General features: G+C 63.1%; 14 protein-coding genes. 6 read left to right on the top strand and 8 right to left on the bottom strand.

Annotated features, from left to right (window positions below):
- Positions 1 to 66: 66 nt before the first annotated feature.
- Together H7C86_RS29835 and H7C86_RS29830 are read right to left on the bottom strand one after the other, a co-directional pair.
- Complete coding sequence (locus H7C86_RS29835; RefSeq protein WP_182262753.1) at positions 67 to 1686, bottom strand: ABC transporter substrate-binding protein; 1620 nt, start codon at positions 1684 to 1686, stop codon at positions 67 to 69.
- A 182-nt stretch (positions 1687 to 1868) separates the two neighbouring features.
- Positions 1869 to 3464, bottom strand: coding sequence for a Na+/H+ antiporter (locus tag H7C86_RS29830; RefSeq protein ID WP_020905652.1), 1596 nt, complete (start codon positions 3462 to 3464; stop codon positions 1869 to 1871).
- A 26-nt stretch (positions 3465 to 3490) separates the two neighbouring features.
- Between H7C86_RS29830 and H7C86_RS29825 the strand changes: the two genes are divergently transcribed.
- A complete protein-coding gene (locus tag H7C86_RS29825) occupies positions 3491 to 3811 on the top strand; it encodes a UBP-type zinc finger domain-containing protein (RefSeq protein ID WP_019746256.1) in 321 nt (106 codons plus the stop codon).
- 292 nt (positions 3812 to 4103) lie between these two features.
- Positions 4104 to 6416 (top strand): transketolase-like TK C-terminal-containing protein, encoded by a 2313-nt coding sequence (locus H7C86_RS29820; protein ID WP_182262752.1) that lies wholly within the window; start codon positions 4104 to 4106, stop codon positions 6414 to 6416.
- 83 nt (positions 6417 to 6499) lie between these two features.
- On the opposite strand, the gene H7C86_RS29815 is transcribed toward H7C86_RS29820, so the two are convergent.
- A complete protein-coding gene (locus H7C86_RS29815) occupies positions 6500 to 8119 on the bottom strand; it encodes an ABC transporter substrate-binding protein (RefSeq protein ID WP_080909347.1) in 1620 nt (539 codons plus the stop codon).
- A 361-nt stretch (positions 8120 to 8480) separates the two neighbouring features.
- Here H7C86_RS29815 and H7C86_RS29810 point away from each other — a divergent pair, with 361 nt between their 5' ends.
- Positions 8481 to 9383, top strand: a complete 903-nt coding sequence (locus tag H7C86_RS29810) for an SDR family NAD(P)-dependent oxidoreductase (RefSeq protein ID WP_020968018.1) — start codon at positions 8481 to 8483, stop codon at positions 9381 to 9383.
- Between the two features lies 1 nt (position 9384).
- Here the strand turns inward: H7C86_RS29810 and H7C86_RS29805 are convergent, their stop codons facing one another.
- On the bottom strand, positions 9385 to 10110 hold the full coding sequence (locus tag H7C86_RS29805) for a hypothetical protein (protein WP_182262751.1): 726 nt from the start codon (positions 10108 to 10110) through the stop codon (positions 9385 to 9387).
- Positions 10111 to 10260: 150 nt separating this feature from the next.
- A complete protein-coding gene (locus tag H7C86_RS29800) occupies positions 10261 to 11133 on the bottom strand; it encodes a hypothetical protein (RefSeq protein ID WP_020968016.1) in 873 nt (290 codons plus the stop codon).
- Between the two features lie 212 nt (positions 11134 to 11345).
- Between H7C86_RS29800 and H7C86_RS29795 the strand changes: the two genes are divergently transcribed.
- Positions 11346 to 11906: a DUF732 domain-containing protein gene (locus tag H7C86_RS29795; protein ID WP_182262750.1), complete on the top strand. Its 561-nt coding sequence runs from the start codon at positions 11346 to 11348 to the stop codon at positions 11904 to 11906.
- Here the strand turns inward: H7C86_RS29795 and H7C86_RS29790 are convergent, their stop codons facing one another.
- The 3 genes from H7C86_RS29790 to gltB all read right to left on the bottom strand — a co-directional run bounded on the left by H7C86_RS29790 (position 11907) and on the right by gltB (position 19030).
- Positions 11907 to 12803, bottom strand: coding sequence for a cutinase family protein (locus H7C86_RS29790; RefSeq protein WP_020905644.1), 897 nt, complete (start codon positions 12801 to 12803; stop codon positions 11907 to 11909). It abuts the gene before it with no gap.
- A 184-nt stretch (positions 12804 to 12987) separates the two neighbouring features.
- Positions 12988 to 14439, bottom strand: coding sequence for a glutamate synthase subunit beta (locus H7C86_RS29785; protein WP_020968013.1), 1452 nt, complete (start codon positions 14437 to 14439; stop codon positions 12988 to 12990).
- Positions 14432 to 19030: a glutamate synthase large subunit gene (gene gltB / locus H7C86_RS29780; RefSeq protein WP_182262749.1), complete on the bottom strand. Its 4599-nt coding sequence runs from the start codon at positions 19028 to 19030 to the stop codon at positions 14432 to 14434. The genes H7C86_RS29785 and gltB overlap by 8 nt, the downstream gene beginning before the upstream one ends.
- 555 nt (positions 19031 to 19585) lie before the next feature.
- Between gltB and H7C86_RS29775 the strand changes: the two genes are divergently transcribed.
- Complete coding sequence (locus H7C86_RS29775; protein WP_182262748.1) at positions 19586 to 21025, top strand: NAD(P)/FAD-dependent oxidoreductase; 1440 nt, start codon at positions 19586 to 19588, stop codon at positions 21023 to 21025.
- Positions 21026 to 21638: 613 nt separating this feature from the next.
- The coding region (locus H7C86_RS29770; RefSeq protein ID WP_182262747.1) for an IS630 family transposase at positions 21639 to 22278 on the top strand (640 nt) is incomplete at its 3' end.

Raw genomic sequence — 22278 nt, 5'->3', positions numbered from 1 at the left:
CTCGCAATACACAGCAGTTCCTCTGATTTCAGGTCTTGGTTCAAGCTCTCCAGGACTTCAGGCTCTCTAGGACTTCCAAGCTCCGTCGAAGAGCACGATTCCGTCGAGACTCTGCTCGAGACCGTGAACGTTCTGGTTCCAGACGTCGAGTGCGGCGACGTTGCCCCACACCTGCCACGGGACGGTCTCGTTGGTGCGTTCCTGAATCTGTGCCAGGACTGCCTTCTTGTCGTCGTCGGTGGTTGCGACGCCCAACTTGTCCAGGAGAGCGTCCATTTCGGCGTCGGAGTAGCCGGTGGCGTTGTTACGGCCGCCGGACTTGATGCCCGTGTACAGACGCTCGTAGGGATCGGCCTCGGCGAGGCTCAGTGCTGCGGTGCTCATGTCGTAGTCGTGATCGGCATACATCCGCTTGACCAGATCACCTGCACCGGTGACGTATTCGATCTGAGCGTCGAATCCGACAGCGTTGAGCATTGCCTGGATGGCCAGAGCCGTTGCCTGGGCGGACGGTTCCTGGATGGAGAGGAAGGTGATCTTTCCGTCGTAGCCGTCGGCCTTGGCCTGATCGAGCAGTTCCTTCGCCTTGGCGGGATCGACGCCGATCGGTGCGACGTCGTTGTGCCAGCGCGAGGTGTCCTGGAAGATCTCCTGGCCGGGCAGTCCCTTGCCGTTGTTGACGCGGGTGTTGAGCGTCTCCGGATCGACGGCAAGCGCCATCGCCTGGCGGACACGAACATCCGAGCCCGGGCGACCCGGGGCCATGTTCACGTTGGCGATGTAACCGAGCGACGGGATGTCGACGAAGCCGGGGTAACCCGACTCGATCAGATCCAGGATCGGGGTGAGCGTACGCATGTACGCGGCGTCGATGCCGCCCGTCTTGAGGGCTTCAGCGGTGGGCTGAGCGCCGACGATGCTGATCAGCTTGAGCTTGTCGATGTTCGGTGCGCCGTCGTAGTAGTCGGGGCGAGCAGCCAACAGCAGTTCCTCGTTGGGAGCGAACTTCTCGAGAGTGAACGCGCCCGCACCGATCGGGGTGAACTGGTCACCCTGCTGCGCGCTCGGGGCGACGATCATGCCGGGTCCGGTAGCGAGCATCGACTGGATGCCCGTCCACGGATCAACGAGGTTGAAGACGACAGTCGTCGCGTCGGGGGTGTCGATCGAGGCAACCTTGGAAGCCCACAGGCTCGACTGCGGTCCCTTGTTGGTGACGTAGCGGTTGATGCTGTCCGCCACTGCCTTGGAATCGAAAGCTGTTCCGTCGCTGAATTTCACACCGTCGCGGAGCTTCAGCGTCCAGGTCTTGCTGTCCGAACTCGCTTCGAGCGACTGGGCGAGCTTGGGCTCGAACTTCTGCCCGATGGGGTCGTAGCGCATGAGCACGTCGTAGATGGCGCTGAGCTCGCTGCCGCCGGTGGCGCCGGCAACCTGAGCCTTCGCGGGATCGAGAGTCGTGACCGCCGAGTAGCCGCTGAACGTCAGCGTGCCGCCCTTGGTGGGAGTGCCGGGGTCGGCCTGCTCGTTGACCATGCCGATCTTCAGCGAGGAACCGGAATCAGCGGATTCGCCGCCGCCATTGCTCGAGCCGTTGTCGGCGCACGACGCCAGGAACATACTTGCGGTGATCGCCAGCGCAGCCGCAGCCAATCTGCGACTTCCGCGGCGGGAACTACGACTCATTCGAATGCCTCCAAGGCGGGGTAAGACCGTGACGTGATGTTGAACACGAAACAGTCTGTGACGGGAGGCACAGAAAATTGGATCGAGTCTCGCTCAGTGGAATCGGTTAAGTTGCAGGCCTCAACGGCCAGGTAAACCGACCCTGGCCAGCGATTACCCTCACCGACATCAGACCAGCCGGTCTAGTCCCGGTCGAGCGTGGCTTCCTCGAGATCGAGCTCTCGAAGTACCTTGCGGAGAACCTCGTCGTCGATCCGGCCGGCATCGCGCTCGGCGATGAACACACCTCGCTCGGCATCGATCATCTCGAGGCGCAGCGAGCGGAAGGCGTTCGACGGGCTCTCCCCCAGATCCTCGTCGCTGCGTCCCAGTCGCTCCCACGCCGAGTTCGCGCGGTGGGTGTTCCAGCTCCGCAAAATGTCTGCGGCACGATTCCGAACCTGAGGGACGTCGTCGGCGTCGGCTCCGACCAATTCGTCCAGACGCGCTGCAGCGGCGCGCGCAGCCTTGTCCTGAGCCGCCGCCTCGGCGCGTGCGTCGGACTGCTCCTCGTCTCCTTGCACACCGAGGACACGGATGACCCACGGCAACGTCAGGCCGTGCAGCAGCAGCGTGCCGACCACGACGACAAACGTCAGGAACAGGATCAGCGAACGGCCCGGGAAGTCTTCACCACTGTTGACCGTCAACGGAATGGCGAAGGCAGCAGCCAGCGACACGACCCCTCGCATACCGGCCCACGAGACGACGAACACTGCCCGCGCCGAAATCTCCGGCTCCCTCGCTCGGATACGGGGCGACAGCCAACGCGGTACATACGTGAACGGGAACACCCAGGCGATCCGCACCACCACGACGGTCACGAGCACGGCAATCGACGCCCAGACGACGATCGAGGTGCTGTACCCCTGCAATCCGTTGACAACACTGGGCAATTGGAGCCCGATCAACAGGAAGACGAAGGACTCCAGGATCAGGTCGACGGCCTTCCACACTGCCGTGTCCTGCAAGCGCGTCGCATAACTCGCGCGCGTGGAGCGCTGGCCGAGGAACAATCCGGCTACGACGACCGCGATGACGCCCGACGCGTGGACCTCTTCAGCAGCCAGGTAGGTGAAGAACGGCACCACCAACCCGATTCCACTCTCCATCACCGGATCCTGGAGTTTGCCGCGAACCTTCGAGATGACAAAGCCCACCGCGAGGCCGATCACCGTTCCACCGACCGCTGCGACGAGGAAGGTCTCGAAGCCGCCGATCAGTGTCGCACCGGTACCCACCGCCGCGGCGAGAGCAACCTTGTATGCCGTCAGGGCGGTGGCGTCGTTGAGCAGGCTCTCCCCGCCCAGCAGGGTCATGATTCGGCGCGGCAGACCGAGCTTGCGTCCGATTGCGCTCGCGGACACCGCGTCCGGCGGCGCCACGATGGCGCCGAGAACCAGTGCGGCCGCAATCGAGAATTCCGGCACGATCAGGTAGGCGACAAAGCCCACCGCTGCCGTCGTCGCCAGGGGCAGCCCCACTGCGAGAAATCCGATCGGACGCAGATTGGACCGCAGTGCCAGGTATGAACTGTCCAGCGCCGCCGAGTACAGAAGTGGAGGCAACACGACGAACAGGACGAGGTCCGGATCGAGCTCCAACTCCGGAACACCGGGTATCTGGCAGGCGATCAAACCGACCAGGACAAGGATCAGCGGCGAAGACAATCCGAACCTTCGCGCGACCGCCGCCACCAGCAACGCCGCTACTACAACCCCCAGTAATATGCCGTTCACTCTGGCAGCATGCAGTATGGAAGGCGATGAAGAAAATCCTGAAGCGAGCAGCAGCTCGCACACAGCAGCCCGCACCCGCTCCGACCGGTTGCGAGGAACTAACCAATGCGCCCGAAACGGACCCGGCGGCGCTGACGCCCGGCGTCTGCCAGGAGTGCGCCGAGTTGGGCGAGGATAACTGGTCTCACCTGCGCATGTGCCTGTCCTGCGGCCACGTCGGGTGCTGCGATTCCAGCCCCCATCAGCACGCGACCAACCACTACCGCGACACCGCGCACCCGGTCATGCGCTCGCACGAGCCCGGCGAATCCTGGCGCTGGTGCTACGTCCACGATCTGATGGATTGATCGCGCACGACTCGCAGTGTGCTGCGCATAGTGCCCACCTCGCACGGCGCACAGGCCTCGGTGTTGCGCACATTGCTCAATCCACTGGGTAGCTATTGCCCAATCTGTATGCCGATGATGGACTTTGACGCAGAATCTGCACAACAGATCGACAGGTGCGGCTGGACTTTGCCGCGCCGAACGGTTCGGCCTCAGGAAGTCCTGCCAAACATCACAACCACATCGTCGGCCCCATGATCTGGGGTACAGGCGGTGCGGCGATCGATGTCAACTATCGAAGGCAGGACCGGCCGTGAACAGCCCCAGCATCAACCAGAACGCTCCCGAGCCACTGGCGGAGATCGAGAAGCGCGTTCTGTGGTTGTCGACCGCGATGATCCATCACGCCAACCGTGTCCGTCCGAATCCCAGTGGGCTCAAAGTCGGCGGCCACCAGGCCTCGTGCGCGTCGATGGTCTCGATCATGACGTCGCTGTGGTTCGGCCAACTTCGTTCCGGCGACCGGGTTTCCGTCAAGCCGCACGCGGCTCCGGTGCTCCACGGCATCAACTATCTGCTCGGTGAACTCGACGAGTCGTACCTGACAACGCTGCGCGAGTTCGGGGGCCTGCAGAGCTACCCGAGTCGATCAAAAGATCCTGATCCGGTGGACTATTCGACCGGATCTGTGGGAATCGGTGCAACGGCTCCCATCTGGGGCGCCATCGCACGCCGATACGTCGACGCCTCCCTCGGCGGCGCCGGAACCGGGCGTCAGTACTCCCTTGTCGGTGACGCCGAACTCGACGAGGGCGCTGTGTGGGAAGCAGTTCTCGATCATTCAGTTGCCGAACTGGGTGAGATCGTGTGGATCGTCGACCTCAACCGCCAATCACTCGACCGGGTGGTGCCGAACATCGCGGCCACCCGCCTGGAGCGCATGTTCTCGGGCGCCGGTTGGCAGGTCATCACCGTGAAATTCGGCGCGCTCCTGGAATCACTTTTCACCCGGCCGGGCGGCACCGCATTGCGCGAACGAATCCTGGACATGCCGAATCCGGAGTACCAGCGTCTGCTGCGATGCACGGCCGACGAGGTCCGTCTGAGGCTGCCTGGCGACGCGGCGGACGCCGACGCGATCACGTCGCTGATCAACGACCTCGACGACGCCACGGTGCTCGAGGCCATCCGCAATCTCGGTGGCCACGACCTCGACGCTCTGCGAGAGGCGTACGCGCAGATCGACGACACCCGTCCCACCGTGATCATCGCGTACACGATCAAGGGCAGGGGCCTGCCGACGCAGGGCCATCCGCAGAACCACTCGTCGCTGCTCACCACCGAGCAGTACGAGATTCTGGCGGCGGAACTCGGCATGGATCCGTCGAAGCCCTGGGAACGGTTCGAGGCGGACGGCCCGTCTGGCCGCATCTGCGCCGAAACCGCTGAGCGGCTGGCTCGCCCGAAGGTGGAGCCTCTGGTGCCCCCGGCAGTTCCGAAAGACATCGGCCGTACCCCCTCTGGCACATCCACCACTCAGGCAGCTCTCGGTCGGGTGCTACTCGACCTCAGCCGAGAGGCGCCGGACGCCGCGAAACGTGTTGTCACACTGAGCCCGGACGTCAGTTCCACCACCAACCTGGCAGGGTGGCTGAACAAGGTCGGGGTTTGGTCCCCCAACGAGCGGCACAACTGGTTTGCCGACGACGCCGAAACGATCATGCACTGGCGTGAGAAGCCCACCGGTCAGCACATGGAACTCGGTATCGCCGAGACCAACCTGGTCGGACTGATGGGCGAACTCGGTGCAACCTGGAGTCGCTGGGGCCAGCCGCTCTTCCCCATCGGCGTGATGTACGACCCCTTCATCGAGCGGGCTCTCGAACCGTGGTCGTACGGCATCTACGCCGGTGGACAGTCGATCATGGTCGGCACTCCGTCGGGCGTCACCCTGGCAGCCGAAGGCGGTGCGCACCAGTCGATCAAGACCCCGTCCATCGGACTCGAACAGCCGGGATGCGTCAGTTTCGAACCGGCATTCGCCGTCGACGTGGAGTGGACGCTCCTCGACAGCATCGGACGCCTCGGCCGACCAGACGGCAGCTCGTCGTATCTGCGTCTGTCGACCCGTCCGGTCGATCAGGCCTTGGCCGCGGTGCCGACCGATCCGGCTGCGCGAGAACGCCGCCGACGTCAGGTGGTGGCCGGCGCGTACACGCTGCGGCACAACCCTGATCCGGCCATCACCCTGGTCGGCATGGGTGCCACCGTCACCGAAACACTTGTCGCCGCCGAAAGACTGGGCGAGCAAGGCATTTCCGCCGACGTCGTGTGCGTGACCAGCCCCGGATTGCTCTTCGAAGCACTCCAGTCTCGGCGCGGTCTCGCGGACGGTCCGTCGTGGATCCTGGATCAGGTCTTTCCGAGCAGCCGGTCAGCGCCGATGGTGACCGTTCTCGACGGGCACCCGCACACCCTCGCGTTCCTGACGGGAATCAACAATGTCCCGGGTGCTGCGCTCGGAGTGAGCCGGTTCGGTCAGGTCGGTTCACTCGAAGACGTCTACCGGTACCACGGCCTCGACTCCGACAGCATCGTTCGCGCCGCCCTCGATCTCACTTCTTGATCGGTCACACTCTCTGATGCCGAGAAGCGTCCCCGCGGGGACGCTTCTCGGGTCTGATCAGTTCTTTAGTTCTTCAGAGGCCTTCAGTTCTTCCAGGCCTTGTCGAAGAACATGATTCCGTCCAGGCTCTGCTGAATGCCGTGGACATTCTGTCCCCACACACCGAGCCACGGAGTGTTGCCGTAAACCTGCCACGGCACAACCTCATTGGCGCGCTCCTGGATCTTGGCTAGCACCTCGATCTTCGCGTCGTTCGACGTCGCTACACCCAACTGGTCGAGCAGCGAATCGATCTCCGGATCGGAGAAGCTCGTGGCGTTGTTTCGTCCACCGGACTTGAGGTTCGAGTACAGACGCTCGAACGGATCGGCTTCCGCAAGATTGGCCGAACCTGTTGCCATGTCGAAGTCGCGGTCGGCGTACAAACGCTTGACGACGTCGGCAACCGAGTTGACGTACTCGATCTGGAAATCGAAACCGACGGCGTTGGCCATCGACTGCAACGCCAGAGCCATCGCCTGCGCCGAATTCTCCTGCAGCGTCAGGTATGTGATCTTGCCGTCGAAACCGTCGGCCTTGGCCTCGTCGAGAAGCTGCTTCGCCTTGGCGGTGTCTACGCCGATCGGAGCGACGTCGTTGTGCCAGCGAGAGGTGTCCTGGAAGATGACCTGCCCGGGCAGACCCTTACCTTCGTTGAGTCGGTTGTCGAGAGCGACGGGATCGGTCGCGAGCGCCAATGCCTGACGCACCCGCACGTCGGCACCGGGACGACCGGGAGCCGTGTTGACGAGCGAGAGGTACGACAGCGACGGGATGTCGACGAAGCCTGGGTAGCCGGAGTCGATCAGATCCAGGACGTTCGGAAGCGAACGCATGTACGCGACGTCGGTGCCGCCGCTCTTGAGGGATTCGGTGGTGGACTGTGAACCGACGATGCTGATCAACCGCAGCTTGTCCACGTTCGGGGCGCCGTCGAAGTAGTCTTCCCGAGCGTCGAGGATCAATTCCTCGTTGGGAGCGAACTTCTCGAGGGTGAACGCGCCGGCGCCGATCGGGGTGAACTGATCGCCCTGCTGGGCGCTCGGCGCGACGATCATGCCGGGTCCGGTGGAGAGCAGTGACTCGATACCGGTCCACGGGTCGACAAGATTGAAGACGACGGTCGACGCGTCCGGGGTGTCGACCGACGCAATCTTCGACGCGTACAGGCTCGACTGCGGCCCCTTGTTGGTGACGTAGCGATTGAGGCTCGCTGACACGGCCGCCGAATCCACCGGCGTCCCGTCGCTGAACTTCACACCGTCGCGCAGTTCGAGAGTCCACGTCTTGAAATCGGAACTCGGTTCCATCGACTCCGCGAGTTTCGGAACAAATTCCTTCGACGCCGGGTCGTAGCGCAGCAGGGTGTCGTAGATGGCGCCCAGCTCCGAACCGGCGACCGAACCGGCGATCTGAGTCTTCGCGGGGTCGAGATTCGTGACAGCGGAGTACCCGCTGAACGTGAGCGTGCCGCCCTTGACCGCGTCACCCTCGCCGGACTGCTCGTTGACCGGGCCGATGGACAACCCCGAACCGGAATCCGGTGCGTCGCCGCTCCCACCCCCGTTCCCGCTGTCAGCGCACGACGAGACGAACAGGCCGGCGGAGACAGCCAGCGCGACGGCGGCAACCTTGCGGTGACCGCGCCGAGAACTGCGACTCATTCAAAACCTCCAGGTCAGAAACTGTGATGTGAAGCATTGTCGAGACAGTTTGTGACGTAAGGCACAGGGATTAGTTGCAGGTCCCGCTCAGTGGAATGCAGCGAGAAGATTGTTCAGTTTTCGAGCGACATTTGCAGGTCAGGCCGTTAGCGAAGGTCAGGAATTCATTCCGATTCGAGTGTCCTCAACGGGTGAACTGCCGGAGCCCCGTCGAGGAGTGGGCAGCCGCGGCCAGTGCAGCCTGCAGATGTGCGCACTCTAACGACTCGTACGACACGAAGCTCCCTCATCGGATACCTTTCGCAGAGGGGAAGTCAGCTAGAGACACACGCCGCAAACGTACACACGAAAAGGGCAACCAATGGGGCTACTGAAGGACGTCACCGGCTGGCGACGCGGCACGAAGTTGCAGCGTCGACTACGCGACCTCACCGGCACGCTCGTAGTTGTCACCGGTGCAGGCAGCGGCATCGGGCGTGAAACGGCCCTCGCCTTCGCGGCCCAGGGAGCTATCGTCGTCGTCTCCGACATCAACCTCGAAAGCGCGCAGGACACTGCGGCACTCATCAACACACCCACTCAGGCCAGCGGAGCCGAAGCGGTTTTCGGTGGCGGTTCGCACGCCTACCAGGTCGACGTGTCCGACGAACAGGCCGTGATCCGATTCGCGGAGACAGTCGCGGCGCATCACGGCGTGCCGGACATCGTCGTCAACAACGCTGGAATCGGGTTCTCCGGGACATTCGCCGACACCGAGCAGCGCCAGTTCGAGCGCGTCATGGACATCAACTTCTGGGGAGTTGTCTACGGCTGCCGGGCATTCACCCCGATGATGATCGACCGGGGAACCGGCGGACACGTGGTCAACCTGTCCTCGGCTGCCGCCTACACACCCCAGAAGGCCCTCACCGCGTATTCGACAAGCAAGGCAGCGGTATTCATGCTCTCGGATTGCCTACGGGCAGAGCTGCTTCCACACGGCATCGGCGTCAGCACCATCTGCCCCGGCCTCGTGCACACGAACATCCTCAAGACCACCGAGTTCGCCGGGACCACCGCCGAGGAACAACTCGAGAATCAGACCAAGGTCGACAACTTCTACCGCAAGCGCAACTTCACCCCCGACCGGGTGGCCAGTGCCATCGTGAAAGCAGTTCGCACGAACAAGGCCGTGGTGCCCGTGACCGTCGAAGCCAAGCTCGGACGCACGATCAGCCGGTTGTCTCCCGGGTCGATGCGCGTCGGAGCTCGGTTCGAGATCTAGGTCAGCTTCCGAAACTCAGGCTGCCCGTGAAACCCTGCTGCACATCGGCTTCCGAACGGGGAAGAACCTCGTAGGTGCTGGCGTACTGGCCACTGAAACCGGTGACGGTGATCGGGCGTCCGACTGCAATGGCGTCGACGTCAATTCCGGTCTGGGTGTTGACGAAGATGACGGTGTTTCCGTCGACGCCGGACACCAGGATCTTGTGACCGTACGGCAGATCGTCGACGACGGGTCCGCTCACGATCCCGGACACCGTCACGAGACGACCTTCGCTGCCCTCACCGATTGCATTGAGGGGCAATCGCGCCGGGCTGATCTGGGTGGTCGTGCCGATTACCTCGACGGCAGTCGGGCGGACGACGAGCAGGCCTTCCTGATCCGCGAGGACTCCGGTGACCTGAACCTGATCGCCGAGAGCAATCCCGGAGTTGTTCGGATCGCTGATGTAAATGCCCGAATTGCCACTCTGGAGACCAAAGCCCTTGTCGTAGAAGCTGGATTCGAACACTCCGGACGGCGTGGTCGCGGTTCCCACGACGGTGACCGTCGTTCCGATGGCCTGCGCACGGGCTGCCGCGATAGAGTCCGCGGACACCTCACCGACAACTGCTGCCGGCTCCGCCGTTGCTGCGGTGCCGACAAACATGGTGGCCGCGGCTGCAACTGCCAGCGCCGTCACACCTCGACGCAGGACCGGACCGGCAATAACGCTGTCTCGAAACATGTTTGAGGACTCCCCTGTGATTTCGTGGCCGCGCAGGTCCTCCTGATGGAGTGCCGCCTTCGCCCACCCTGAGGCACAGGTTATTACAGGTCGGACGCCGCAGCGGTGGTGACATTCCGTCACCACCGCTGCGTCTAGGCTTCCGAGTTTCTAGGAACCGGAGCTTCCGGACGAACCGCTCGAGCCACTGGAACCGCTGGATCCTGTTCCGCCACCGAGATCGTCGAGAGGATCGCTACCGGTGAGCCCGCCCGGATACAGGTAGGCGTCGGAGATCGTGCTGAGCGAGGTTCCGGACGTGGCCGGTACCTTTGCTCGCCAGTTGACGATCGGATTCAGCACTCCGAACGGTCCGCAACCACTGGCGGCGGGCAGCGCGAAGCCGGTGGCCTCGTTCCCGACCGGGCTCACCTTCAGTGCAGTCGACGGCAGCACCGTGTAGGTAGGGACCACCGACGGGTCAGGCGCGAGACGAAGATTCACCGGCGCCGCCGCGGAACCCAGGTAGCAGTTGTCACCGAGGAACGCGTTGTTGATCTTCATCCGCACCGGGATGCTCAGATCCATGTCGGTGATGATTCCGTTGAGGGTCGGCGCAGCCGTTGCCTCCACTTCGGCCGTTACTGCGGCCAGGCCGAAGAGATTGCCGAACGGAAGATCGATTCCCAGAACGCCGCCGGGAACCGTCAGCGGCTTGGAGTAGACACCGTTGTGTCCGTCGTCGCGCGGGAGAAGAACGGTGGACTCACCTTCACCGGAGCCGGCCTCGGCGGCGATGATCATGTCGCCTTTTCCGATCGGGAGGTTGAAGCCGTTGTTGTCGAAGGTTCCGCTCTGAACCACTACCGACACACAGGATTCGGCAGTAGCCGGACACACTGCGGCGCCCGGTACCGAATTGTCGACCGGGTCCTGAGCCGAGGCCATCGGCGCTGCAAAAGCCAGCACTGCACCTGCGGTACCTGCAATAACGGCCACGCGCGTGCCGAGACGTCTGTTGCCGTTCTTGTGAGATTTCTGCACTGATTTCTCCCTGCCGTTTATGTGATGGGGGACGAAACTCGCAGTCATTGCTTGTGTTTCGACCGCCGCCGACAAGGTCTTGCGGTGTGCTCCTACTCACAAGTAACAACTGAACAGATGTATATCACAGGACTTCGACTTAAAAACAGGGCAAAAGGGAGTTTCCTTAAAACGGACAAACTAAGCGGTACGGTGTGTAACACTCACGGGTGATGAACACGAACAGACTTGTCCTCTGCGTCGCGGCAGCGGGCCTACTCCTCAGCGGCTGCAGCAGCCAATCCGACAGCGACGCAGCGGAATCCACTTCTGCTGCCACCAGCACCACGGTGGCGGCAACGTCGAGTTCGACTGCTCCCAGTTCGCTCCCCGAATTGCCGACCAGCCCACTCGCCGAACCTGCGGAAGCAGCGCCGAGCGTCGTCGAATCGACGCCCCCGGAGGTGTCGCTTCCGGTAGCGCCACAGGTAGCGCCACCGGCGAACGCGCCGATCGACGCACGCTCACCGGACGAGATCGTCGCGAACGCAGGCGAGAAGGGACAGCGGTACATCGCTGCACTACGTCTGGCCGGGATCCCGCCCGCCGGAATGGATTCCGCCGAGATCCTCTACGCCGACGGCACTTGCAAGGCGCTGGCCGACGGCATGCCGCGGTCCGAGGTGCTGGCGGAGTTCAACTCCGTCGGAGAGGTGTACTCACAGATCACGCCGATGTCTTCGCAGCGAATCGCCGAGATCTACGTCGACACCGCGGAGCAGACGTACTGCTGATCAGGCTTTTCCTGCCAACCAGTTGTGCAGCCAGGATGTAGCCGAATTGCCTGCGCCGTCAACAACGTAACGCGTGTAGTCGGTGTGAACCTGCGAGCCGTAGAAGGCGACCAGTTGATCGACACGCCGCGAGTTCGCGCCTGGATCGAGCTGAGCCATCAGTGCGGGGAGTCCGCCTGCGGTGACCAGATCGTTGACGATCACGGCGGCCTCGTCGCGTAGCGAGAGAGCGTTTGCGGGAGTGGGGTCGGAAACCTGAGCCATGAACCCGGCCAGACGCATCACGAAATCGTCCTTGGGCGTCGAGCAGTACAGATCACCGACGGCGCACAGCGTCACCGTTTTGCCTGACAGCCAACCGAATCCACCGATGCGAGCGCCGCTGGCGCCGTTGCCTCCGACAGCGGGTCCGATCAGGACGTCTGACTCGGAGCGGCGGGGATCGGACAGGAGGCCGACGCCCTCGACGCGAGTCGGGGGAACAACGCCGATGCCGGTTCCGATCTCGGCTGCGAGATCGCCTGCCGCGTCGGCGCCCTGGCTGTATCCGACGATCGCGAAGCGGGTGTCACCGCACGAGGCGGCCATCGCGGCGATCATGCCGCGGGCGTTGTCGACAGCCTGCTGCTTCGACTTGGCGTAGACGTTGGACTCCCACGGGAAGGCCGTTGCCGAGTACGTGACGTAATCGGTGCGCACGGAACCGGGAAGGCCGTTGGTGACCGGGGCAAGCATGCCGGCACCGGGAGAAGTACCAGAAGGCTCCCAGGTTCCCGGAATGGCCACGACGTACAGACCGGGGCAGGGATCAGCCGACGCCACGGGAGAACTGACAACCGGTACCACTACTGCCGCAGCTAGTGCCGACAACACCGCAACGAGACGCCTCGCACGCATGAAACTCCCCTGATTTAACTTAAGCAACCCATACACCACTATCGATGCTCCGGAATCATACTGTCTGGGCGTTGTGTCTGTCCGATGCACGATTGATGAAGGTTTGTTACAGATCGTGCGAACTACTTGCAGAAACAAAGCCGCACCCCACCGAATGCGATGGGGTGCGGCTTTGTAAGAGCCTCTAGCGCTGCGGAGCCGCTGTCGGGTGGATCGGTGACGGAAGGGCGGTGACACCCTCGAGGTAGGTGTCCACAGCGGCTGCTGCGGAACGTCCCTCGGCGATGGCCCAGACGATCAGGGACTGACCGCGGCCCATGTCACCGGCCACGAACACGCCGTCGACGTTGGTGTTCCACTTCGACGTGCGGGCGACGTTGCCGCGCTCGTTCAAGTCGACACCGAGATCGGTGAGCAGACCCGGCTTCTCGGGACCGACGAAGCCCATTGCCAGGAGCACGAGATCGGCTTCGAGCTCGAAGTCCGAGCCCTCGACCTTCTCGAAACGACCCGACTTCATCTCGACCTCGTGAGCCTTGAGTCCGGTGACCTTGCCGTTTTCACCGACGAAGTTCTCGGTGTTGACGGAGAACAGACGCTCGCCGCCTTCCTCGTGAGCCGAAGCCACGCGGAACATGAGCGGGTACGTCGGCCACGGAGTCTGCTCGGCGCGAGTCTCCGGGGGACGCGGCATGATCTCGAACTGGTGCACGCTGGCTGCGCCCTGACGGTGCGAGGTGCCGAGGCAGTCCGCGCCGGTGTCGCCGCCGCCGATGATGACGACCTTCTTGCCCTCAGCGGTGATGGTGGGAGCGTCGAGGTCACCCAACTGCACACGGTTGGCGATCGGCAGGAACTCCATCGCCTGGTGGATGCCGTCCAGCTCGCGGCCCGGGATCGGCAGATCGCGAGCTGCGGTGGCGCCGCCGGCCAGAACCACTGCGTCGAACTGCTCGCGCAGCTCGTCCGCGGTGATGTCCACGCCGACATTGACGTTGGTCTTGAAGACGGTGCCTTCGGCTTCCATCTGCTCGAGACGGCGGTCGATGTGCCGCTTCTCCATCTTGAACTCGGGGATGCCGTAGCGCAGCAGGCCGCCGATGCGGTCTGCCCGCTCGAAGACCGTCACTGCGTGACCGGCGCGGGTCAGCTGCTGCGCTGCAGCCAGACCGGCCGGACCACTGCCGACAACTGCGACCCTCTTGTTGGTGGCATGCGCGGCGCGAACCGGCTTGACCCACCCTTCGTCGAAGGCCTTGTCGATGATCTCGACCTCGACCTGCTTGATGGTGACCGGATCCTGGTTGATGCCCAGGACACAGGACGCCTCACAGGGTGCGGGGCACAGACGACCGGTGAACTCCGGGAAGTTGTTGGTCGCGTGCAGACGCTCGATGGCGTCGTGCCAGTGGTCCTTGAAGACCAGGTCGTTCCACTCGGGAATCAAGTTTCCGAGAGGGCAACCGTTGTGACAGAAAGGAATTCCGCAGTCCATGCAACGGCTGGCCTGGGTCTGGAGGGTTTCCTTCGGGAACTCCTCGTAGACCTCTTTCCAGTCGAGCAGGCGCAACGGCACCGGCCGGCGAACCGGAAGTTCGCGCGACGTGTGCTTCAGGAAGCCGCTTGGATCACCCACGAGCTGCCTCCATAACTGCCTCGTCCACGTTCTTGCCATCCTTCTCTGCGGCCGCGATGGCCAAAAGAACCTTCTTGTAGTCGCGGGGCATCACCTTTGCGAAGTGACCCACCTGCTGCGACCAGTCGCCGAGGATGCGCGTGGCAACCTCGGAGCCGGTTTCGTCGCGATGACGTTCGATGACGCTCTTCAACCAGGTGAAGTCGTCGCCCGAAAGATCCTCGAGGTCCACCAGTTCGGTGTTGAGGTTCTTCTCGAATGCCTTGTCGGGGTTGTAGATGTACGCGACGCCACCGGACATGCCGGCGCCGAAGTTACGTCCGGTGGCTCCGAGGATGACCACCTTTCCACCCGTCATGTACTCGCAACCATGATCGCCCACACCCTCGACGACGGCAGTGGCGCCGGAGTTACGGACTGCGAAGCGTTCGCCGACGACACCGCGAAGCAGAGCCTCGCCGCTGGTGGCGCCGAACAGGATGACGTTGCCACCGATGATGTTGTCCTCGGCGACAAAGCCTTCCGCTGCATCGAGCGGCGGGCGTACGACGATGCGTCCACCCGAGAGGCCCTTGCCGACGAAGTCGTTGGCGTCGCCGTGCAGGCGCAGGGTCATACCGCTGGGCACGAAAGCACCGAAGCTGTTACCGGCGGAACCGGTGAACGTGATGTCGATGGTGCCCTCGGGCAAGCCCTCTCCACCGAACGCCTTGGTGACCTCGTGGCCGAGCATGGTGCCGACCGTGCGGTTGACGTTGGTGATCGCGGACTCGAACGAGACCGCCTCACCCTTGTCGAGTGCGTTGCGGGCCGAGACGATCAACTGCTGATCGAGTGCCTTGTCGAGACCGTGATCCTGCGTTCCGGTGCAGTGGACGTCCTGGTCCATGAACGCGGACTCGACCTGGGTCAGGATCGGCGACAGATCGAGATTGCCTGCCTTGCTTCCCTTCCAGTGATCGAGAGCGCGCGTGGTGTCCAGCATGTCGACCTGGCCGACTGCTTCGAGCAGCGTGCGGAAACCGAGTTCCGCGAGAAGCTCGCGAACCTCTTCGGCGATGAACATGAAGAAGTTCTCGACGAATTCCGGCTTGCCACTGAAACGCTGACGCAGCAACGGGTTCTGCGTCGCGACACCGACGGGGCAGGTGTCGAGGTGGCAGACGCGCATCATGATGCAGCCCGAGACCACCAGCGGTGCGGTGGCGAAACCGAACTCCTCGCCGCCGAGCAGGGCAGCGACGACGACGTCGCGACCCGTCTTGAGCTGGCCGTCGACCTGCACGACGATGCGGTCACGAAGACCGTTGAGCAGCAACGTCTGCTGGGTCTCGGCGAGGCCGAGCTCCCACGGTGCGCCCGCGTGCTTGACGGAGGTCAGCGGGGTGGCACCGGTGCCACCGTCGTGACCGGAGATCAGAACGACGTCGGCGTGTGCCTTGGAGACACCGGCCGCGACGGTTCCGACGCCGACCTCGGAGACCAGCTTCACGTGGATGCGGGCCTGCGGGTTGGCGTTCTTCAGGTCGTGGATCAGCTGAGCGAGATCCTCGATCGAGTAGATGTCGTGGTGCGGCGGCGGCGAAATCAGGCCGACGCCAGGCGTGGAGTGCCGAACCTCGGCCACCCACGGGTACACCTTGTGAGCCGGAAGCTGGCCGCCCTCACCGGGCTTGGCTCCCTGCGCCATCTTGATCTGGATGTCGGTGCAGTTGCTCAGGTAGTGCGAGGTGACACCGAAGCGTCCCGACGCGACCTGCTTGATGGCACTGCGTCGCAGATCGCCGTTCTCGTCCGGCGTGAAGCGCGACGGATGTTCGCCGCCCTCACCGGAATTGGAGCGGGCGCCCAGACGGTTCATCGCGATGGCGAGAGTCTCGTGAGCCTCGGCGGAGATGGAGCCGTAGCTCATCGCACCCGTCGAGAAACGCTTGACGATCTCGCTGGCCGGCTCGACCTCGTCGATCGAGATCGACGGCCGCTTGCCGATGTTGAAGTCGAACAGACCACGCAGAGCGGCAAGGCGCTCCGACTGGTCGTTGACCATGGTCGTGTACTCCTTGAACACCTCGTACTGGCCTGTGCGAGTTGCGTGCTGGAGCTTGAACACCGTTTCCGGGTTGAACAGGTGGTACTCGCCTTCACGACGCCACTGGTACTCGCCACCGACCTCGAGCTCGCGGTGAGCGCGCTCTTCGGGGCGATCCAGGTATGCGACGGCGTGACGTGCCTGGACGTCGGCTGCGATCTGGTCGAGGCCGATGCCACCGAGCTGCGACTGCAGACCGGTGAAGTACTCGTCCGTCAGCTCCTGCGAGAGGCCGATGACCTGGAACAGCTGAGCACCGGTGTACGACGCGAGCGTCGAGATGCCCATCTTGGACATCACCTTCAGGACACCCTTGCCGGCTGCCTTGATGTAGTTCGCGATGCCCTTCTCGAGGGTCAGGCCCTCGAGTTCCTTGTTCTGCAGGAACTCGTCGATGGTCTCGAAAGCCATGTACGGGTTGACCGCTGCGGCACCGAAGCCGATGAGGAGCGCCATGTGGTGCACCTCGCGGGCGTCGCCGGCTTCGACGATGAGGCCGACCTTGGTGCGCGACTTCTCACGAACCAGGTGGTGGTGCACGGCCGAGGTGAGGAGCAGCGACGGGATCGGCGCGTAGTCCTCGGTGGACTCGCGGTCCGAGAGCACGATGATGCGTGCGCCACCCTCGATTGCCTGCGAGACCTGGTACTTGATGCCCTCGAGCGCACGACGGATACCGTCGCCGCCTTCCTTGACTGGGTACAGGCCGCGGATCACGACACTGCGGAAGCCCGGGAATTCGCCGTCGTCGTTGACGTGAACGAGCTTCGACAGATCGTCGTTGTGCAGGATCGGCTGCGGGAGCGCAATCTGCTTGCAGGAGTCCGCATTCGGGTGCAGCAGGTCGCCCTCGGGGCCGATGGTCGCGCCGAGGCTGGTGACAACCTCTTCACGAATCGCGTCGAGAGGCGGGTTGGTGACCTGAGCGAAGAGCTGCGAGAAGTAATCGAACAGCATCCGGGGACGTGACGAGAGCACGGCGATCGGAGTGTCGGTACCCATCGAGCCCAGTGCCTCGGCACCGGAGAGTGCCATCGGCTTGACCAGCAGGTTGACCTCTTCGCTGGTGAAACCGAAGAGCTGCTGACGCAGCACGACGCGCTCGTGCGACATGTACGTGTACGGACGGTCCGGCAGGTCGTCCATGTGGATCAGACCTTCGTCGATCCACTGCTGGTACGGGTGCTCGGCAGCGAGTTCGGACTTGAGTTCGTCGTCGCTGATGACCCGGCCCTGCGCGGTGTCCACGAGGAACATGCGGCCGGGCTGGAGGCGGACCTTGCGGACCACGGTGGACGGATCGATCGGCAGGACGCCGACCTCCGACGCCATGACGACGAGGCCGTCTTCGGTGATCCACAGACGCGACGGACGCAGACCGTTACGGTCCAGCACGGCGCCGATGACGGTGCCGTCGGTGAAGCACACCGACGCCGGTCCGTCCCAGGGCTCCATGAGAGCCGAGTGGTACTCGTAGAACGCCCGACGAGCGGGGTCCATGCTCTCGTGCTTCTCCCAGGCTTCGGGGATCATCATGAGAACTGCGTGCGGCAGGCTGCGACCGGCGAGGTGCAGCATCTCGAGCACCTCGTCGAAACGAGCGGTGTCACTGGCGCCCTGGGTGCAGATCGGGAAGATCTTGTCCAGGTTCTCGCGGCCACCGAAGACGTCACTGTCGATCAGGGACTCGCGAGCGCGCATCCAGTTCTCGTTGCCGGTGACGGTGTTGATCTCACCGTTGTGAGCGACCCGGCGGAACGGGTGCGCCAGCGGCCACGACGGGAACGTGTTGGTGGAGAAGCGCGAGTGGACCAGGCCCAGTGCGCTCTCGACACGATCGTCCTGCAGGTCGAGGTAGAAACCCTTGAGCTGCGGGGTGGTGAGCATGCCCTTGTAGACGAACGTCTGGCCGGACAGGCTGGGGAAGTACACGGTCTCGCTACCCGGGCCACCCTTGCCGGCGCCTTCGGAGCCGAGTTCGTGCTCGGTGCGCTTACGCACCACGTATGCACGACGCTCGAGGTCCATGCCGGTGTACTTGTCATCCTCGGAGCCGATGAAGATCTGACGGAACGTCGGCATCGCGTCGCGCGCCAGTGCGCCAAGCGAGGAGTCGTCTGTTCCGACCTCGCGCCAGCCGAGAACCTTCAGGCCCTCTTCGACGACGATCTTCTCGACTGCAGCAGCAGCCTCGTGTGCATCGGCATCGCCCTGCGGGAGGAATGCGATACCGGTTGCGTATGCGCCTTCGGCGGGCAGCGCGAAGTCCACGACAGCTCGGAAGAACTTGTCGGGAACCTGCAGCAGAATGCCCGCACCGTCACCCGTGTTGGGTTCTGATCCGGCAGCGCCGCGATGCTCGAGGTTGACCAGAGCGGTGATCGCCTTTTCGACGATGTCCCTGCTGCGGCGACCATGCATGTCGACAACAAATGCGACTCCACAGGAGTCGTGCTCATTGGACGGGTGATAGAGGCCCTGGGGGCCTGGAAGTTGCTTCATACCCAGCCTTCGTATGCCATAAAGATGCACCGACGACCAGCAGCGCTGATGGCCATCAACTTGCAATGCAAGTCCTTCAAAGCACCGACACGACGATGTGTTCGGTACCACCGAAGTAGCCGCCCTGCGCAGACGCGATGGTGTGCGTTCTGGCACCCGGCGACGTGAGTCTTCGGTCGGTTGAAACTTTTGTGAGTCAACCGTGTAACGAAAACGATAATTCAGAACCCCGGCACGGGCGCAACTAAGGTAGCCCTATAATTGCTCTGAACTGCGGCGATGCAGGGAGCCGGAAGGCCCCTCGACAGATTTCGGAGCTGCGTCTGTGCAGAGAAGTTCCGATTCACAGGATACCGAATCCGCAGGAAACAGGCGCGATGGGCGATGAATGCAACAACTGGCCGCAGCGATAAAAATCAGCTGCGGCCAGTGCGCCTCGAACTGTAACAAAAGTTGATCGATCAACCAAGGTCTAGGCCTGAATTGTTTGCTCGCAGAATGCCATCGCTGTAATTTCCGTAGGCTCACCTTGAGAAGACGGGTGGCGAAGAGCAAATGACAACAGCAGTAGTGGTGGGCAGTGGCCCCAACGGTCTCGCGGCGGCGATCGAACTCGCCCGCGCCGGAATCGACGTCCACGTCATCGAGGGTGCGGACAAGATCGGCGGCGGTACCCGCAGTAGCGAATACATAGTCGACGGTCTCGTCCACGACGATTGCTCCGCCTTCCATCCCACGGCCTTGGCCTCTCCCTACTTCAAGGAACTCGACCGCGAATTCGGGCTCGCCAAGCATGGCCTGACGTGGCTGTGGCCCGAGATCGATCTGGTCCATCCACTCGACGACGGCACCGCCGGGGTTCTGTGGCGCGACATCAACCGGACCGCTGATGGACTGGGTGTCGACGGCAAGCGCTGGCTCGACGTCTTCGGATACCTCGCCGAGAACTTCGACGAGTTGGTGCAGGACGTCTTCCAGCCGATCGTGCATCTCCCGAAGCATCCGCTGATGCTCGCCCGTTTCGGGACGGGCGCTCTGCTTCCCGCGACAGGTTTCGCACGGATGTTCAAGACCCCACAAGCGCGGGCGCTGTTCGGTGGCGTCGCGGCGCACATGTTCGGGCGGTTGGACCTTCCCCTGTCCAGCGCTGTCGCGTCAATGCTGACCGCGGCCGCTCATGCACACGGTTGGCCTGTGGCGCAGGGTGGTTCAGGATCAATTGCTGCGGCGCTCGCGTCGATTCTGCGCAGCCTCGGTGGCACCATCGAAACTGGGAACTGGGTCACCAACTACTCCCAGATCGCCGGTTACGACATCGTCATGCTCGACATCGCCCCCGATGCGGCCGGTCGTCTGCTCGACGGCCGGCAGCCCGACCGCATTGCCCGGGCCTACCGCAAATTCCGCTACGGCACCGCCGCCTACAAGGTCGACTACGCCGTGCGTGGTGATTCCGACGGAAGCGTCGTGCCGTGGACGAATCCGCATGCCCGCAAGGCCGGCACCCTGCATCTGTCCGGGACGATTTCGGAGACTGCTGCTGTCGAACGTCAGACCGTGCGGGGTCAGATGCCGGACAAGCCTTTCATTCTGTTGGGCCAGCAATTCTTGGCCGACCCTTCCCGTTCCGTCGGAGACATCCATCCCGTGTGGGCGTATGCGCATGTGCCGCACGGATATCCAGGTGACGCCACCGATGCGATCACGCGTCAGATCGAACGCTTTGCGCCGGGATTCCGGGACCGGATCGTGGGCGTCCACGTGCGCAATGTGCCCCAGATGCAGGCGTACAACCCCAACTACGTGGGTGGCGACATCTCCGCGGGGGCGAACACTGCGCGGCAGATCATCGCGCGCCCCCGGTTCGGACTGGACCCCTATGCCACCGGAGCCCCGGGCGTGTACCTCTGCTCGTCCGCGACTCCCCCGGGCGGCGGGGTCCACGGGATGGGTGGGTTCAATGCCGCGCGGGTGGCGCTGAAGTCTCGGGGTTGAGGCGTCCCCGATGGGGACGACATTTCGGACACACGTGGACGGAAAGCAGCGGGGCGAATGCTTCGAACCATCGGCCTTCGCAGCAGGGATCCAACCAGCGACTGGGGGTGGCCGGAGGAGTCCGTAGAAATCAAGTGGATTCAGGCGAGTTAAGCCGAGGTTTTCACATCGGCAAGTAGCGCCGCGGTGTCGGGCCAGCCATGGGGAAGGTAGTTGTCTTGAGCGTTCCAGGAAGTCTCATTACTTCGGCCACATACGGTCTTTTCTGCAATCAGTAATCTGCATAAAGTCCGCAATATTGTCCACACCACCGGACCACCGGGTTACTTCGCACGGAGGGAAGAGACCGGGGCTTAGGTAGATTGATTTTTCTCATACACGGATTCAAGGCCGTCGACCGCTATCGAAGAGCTTGAATTACAGCCGATTCAAACTCCATCCACCGCTAGACAAAACTTCTTGCACCGTCTTACTAGCAACTCGACAGGAATCCTAAATTATAATGCTCCACCAGACGAAATTTTGTGTACATAGTCTCACACCCCAAAATAGGAGTGACGCTAGTGCCGCGCGCCTAAAGTTCTTTGACAGTTCGGTTTGAGATACTTCAGGCATGCGGATTGAGCCTCTGATCTTGCGTGACGGCGACGACGTCGAATTGGCGAGGCGGGTGCGGTCGAGGTCGATTCCTTCGGGTGCGGCGCAGCGGGCACGGATCATTGTGCTCGCATCTCAAGGTGAGTCGAATTCGTCGATCGCAGAGCTGGTCGGAGTGTCGCGGCCGACGGTGATTTCCTGGCGCGCTCGCTACGATGCGGACGGGTTGGCCGGCCTCGAGGACGATGCTCGGTCGGGGCGGCCACGCAGTCTCGATCACCGGGAGATCGTCTCGGCGACCTTGATGCCGCCGCCGAAGAAATACGGTGTTACGCACTGGAGTTCGCGTTTGCTCGCGAACCATTTGGGGATCGGGTACGGCACGGTCGCGCGGATCTGGCGTGAGTACGGTGTGCAGCCGTGGCGCAGTGAGACATTCAAGTTTTCCACCGATCCGGCACTGGTTGCGAAGGTGACCGATATCGTAGGGTTGTACCTCGATCCGCCGGAAAACGCGATCGTGCTGTGTGTGGAGGAGAAGTCGCAGATTCAGGCATTGGATCGGACAGCTCCGACGTTGCCGATGCAGATCGGGATCCCGGAGAACCCTGTGGAGTTGCATCGGATGCACGCGATTCGAGGATTCTCCCTGGCGA

Source organism: Rhodococcus sp. UFZ-B548 (genome assembly GCF_903819475.1).
Classification (GTDB): Bacteria; Actinomycetota; Actinomycetes; order Mycobacteriales; family Mycobacteriaceae; genus Rhodococcus_F; species Rhodococcus_F erythropolis.
This window is presented reverse-complemented; position numbering and strand designations above follow the sequence as displayed.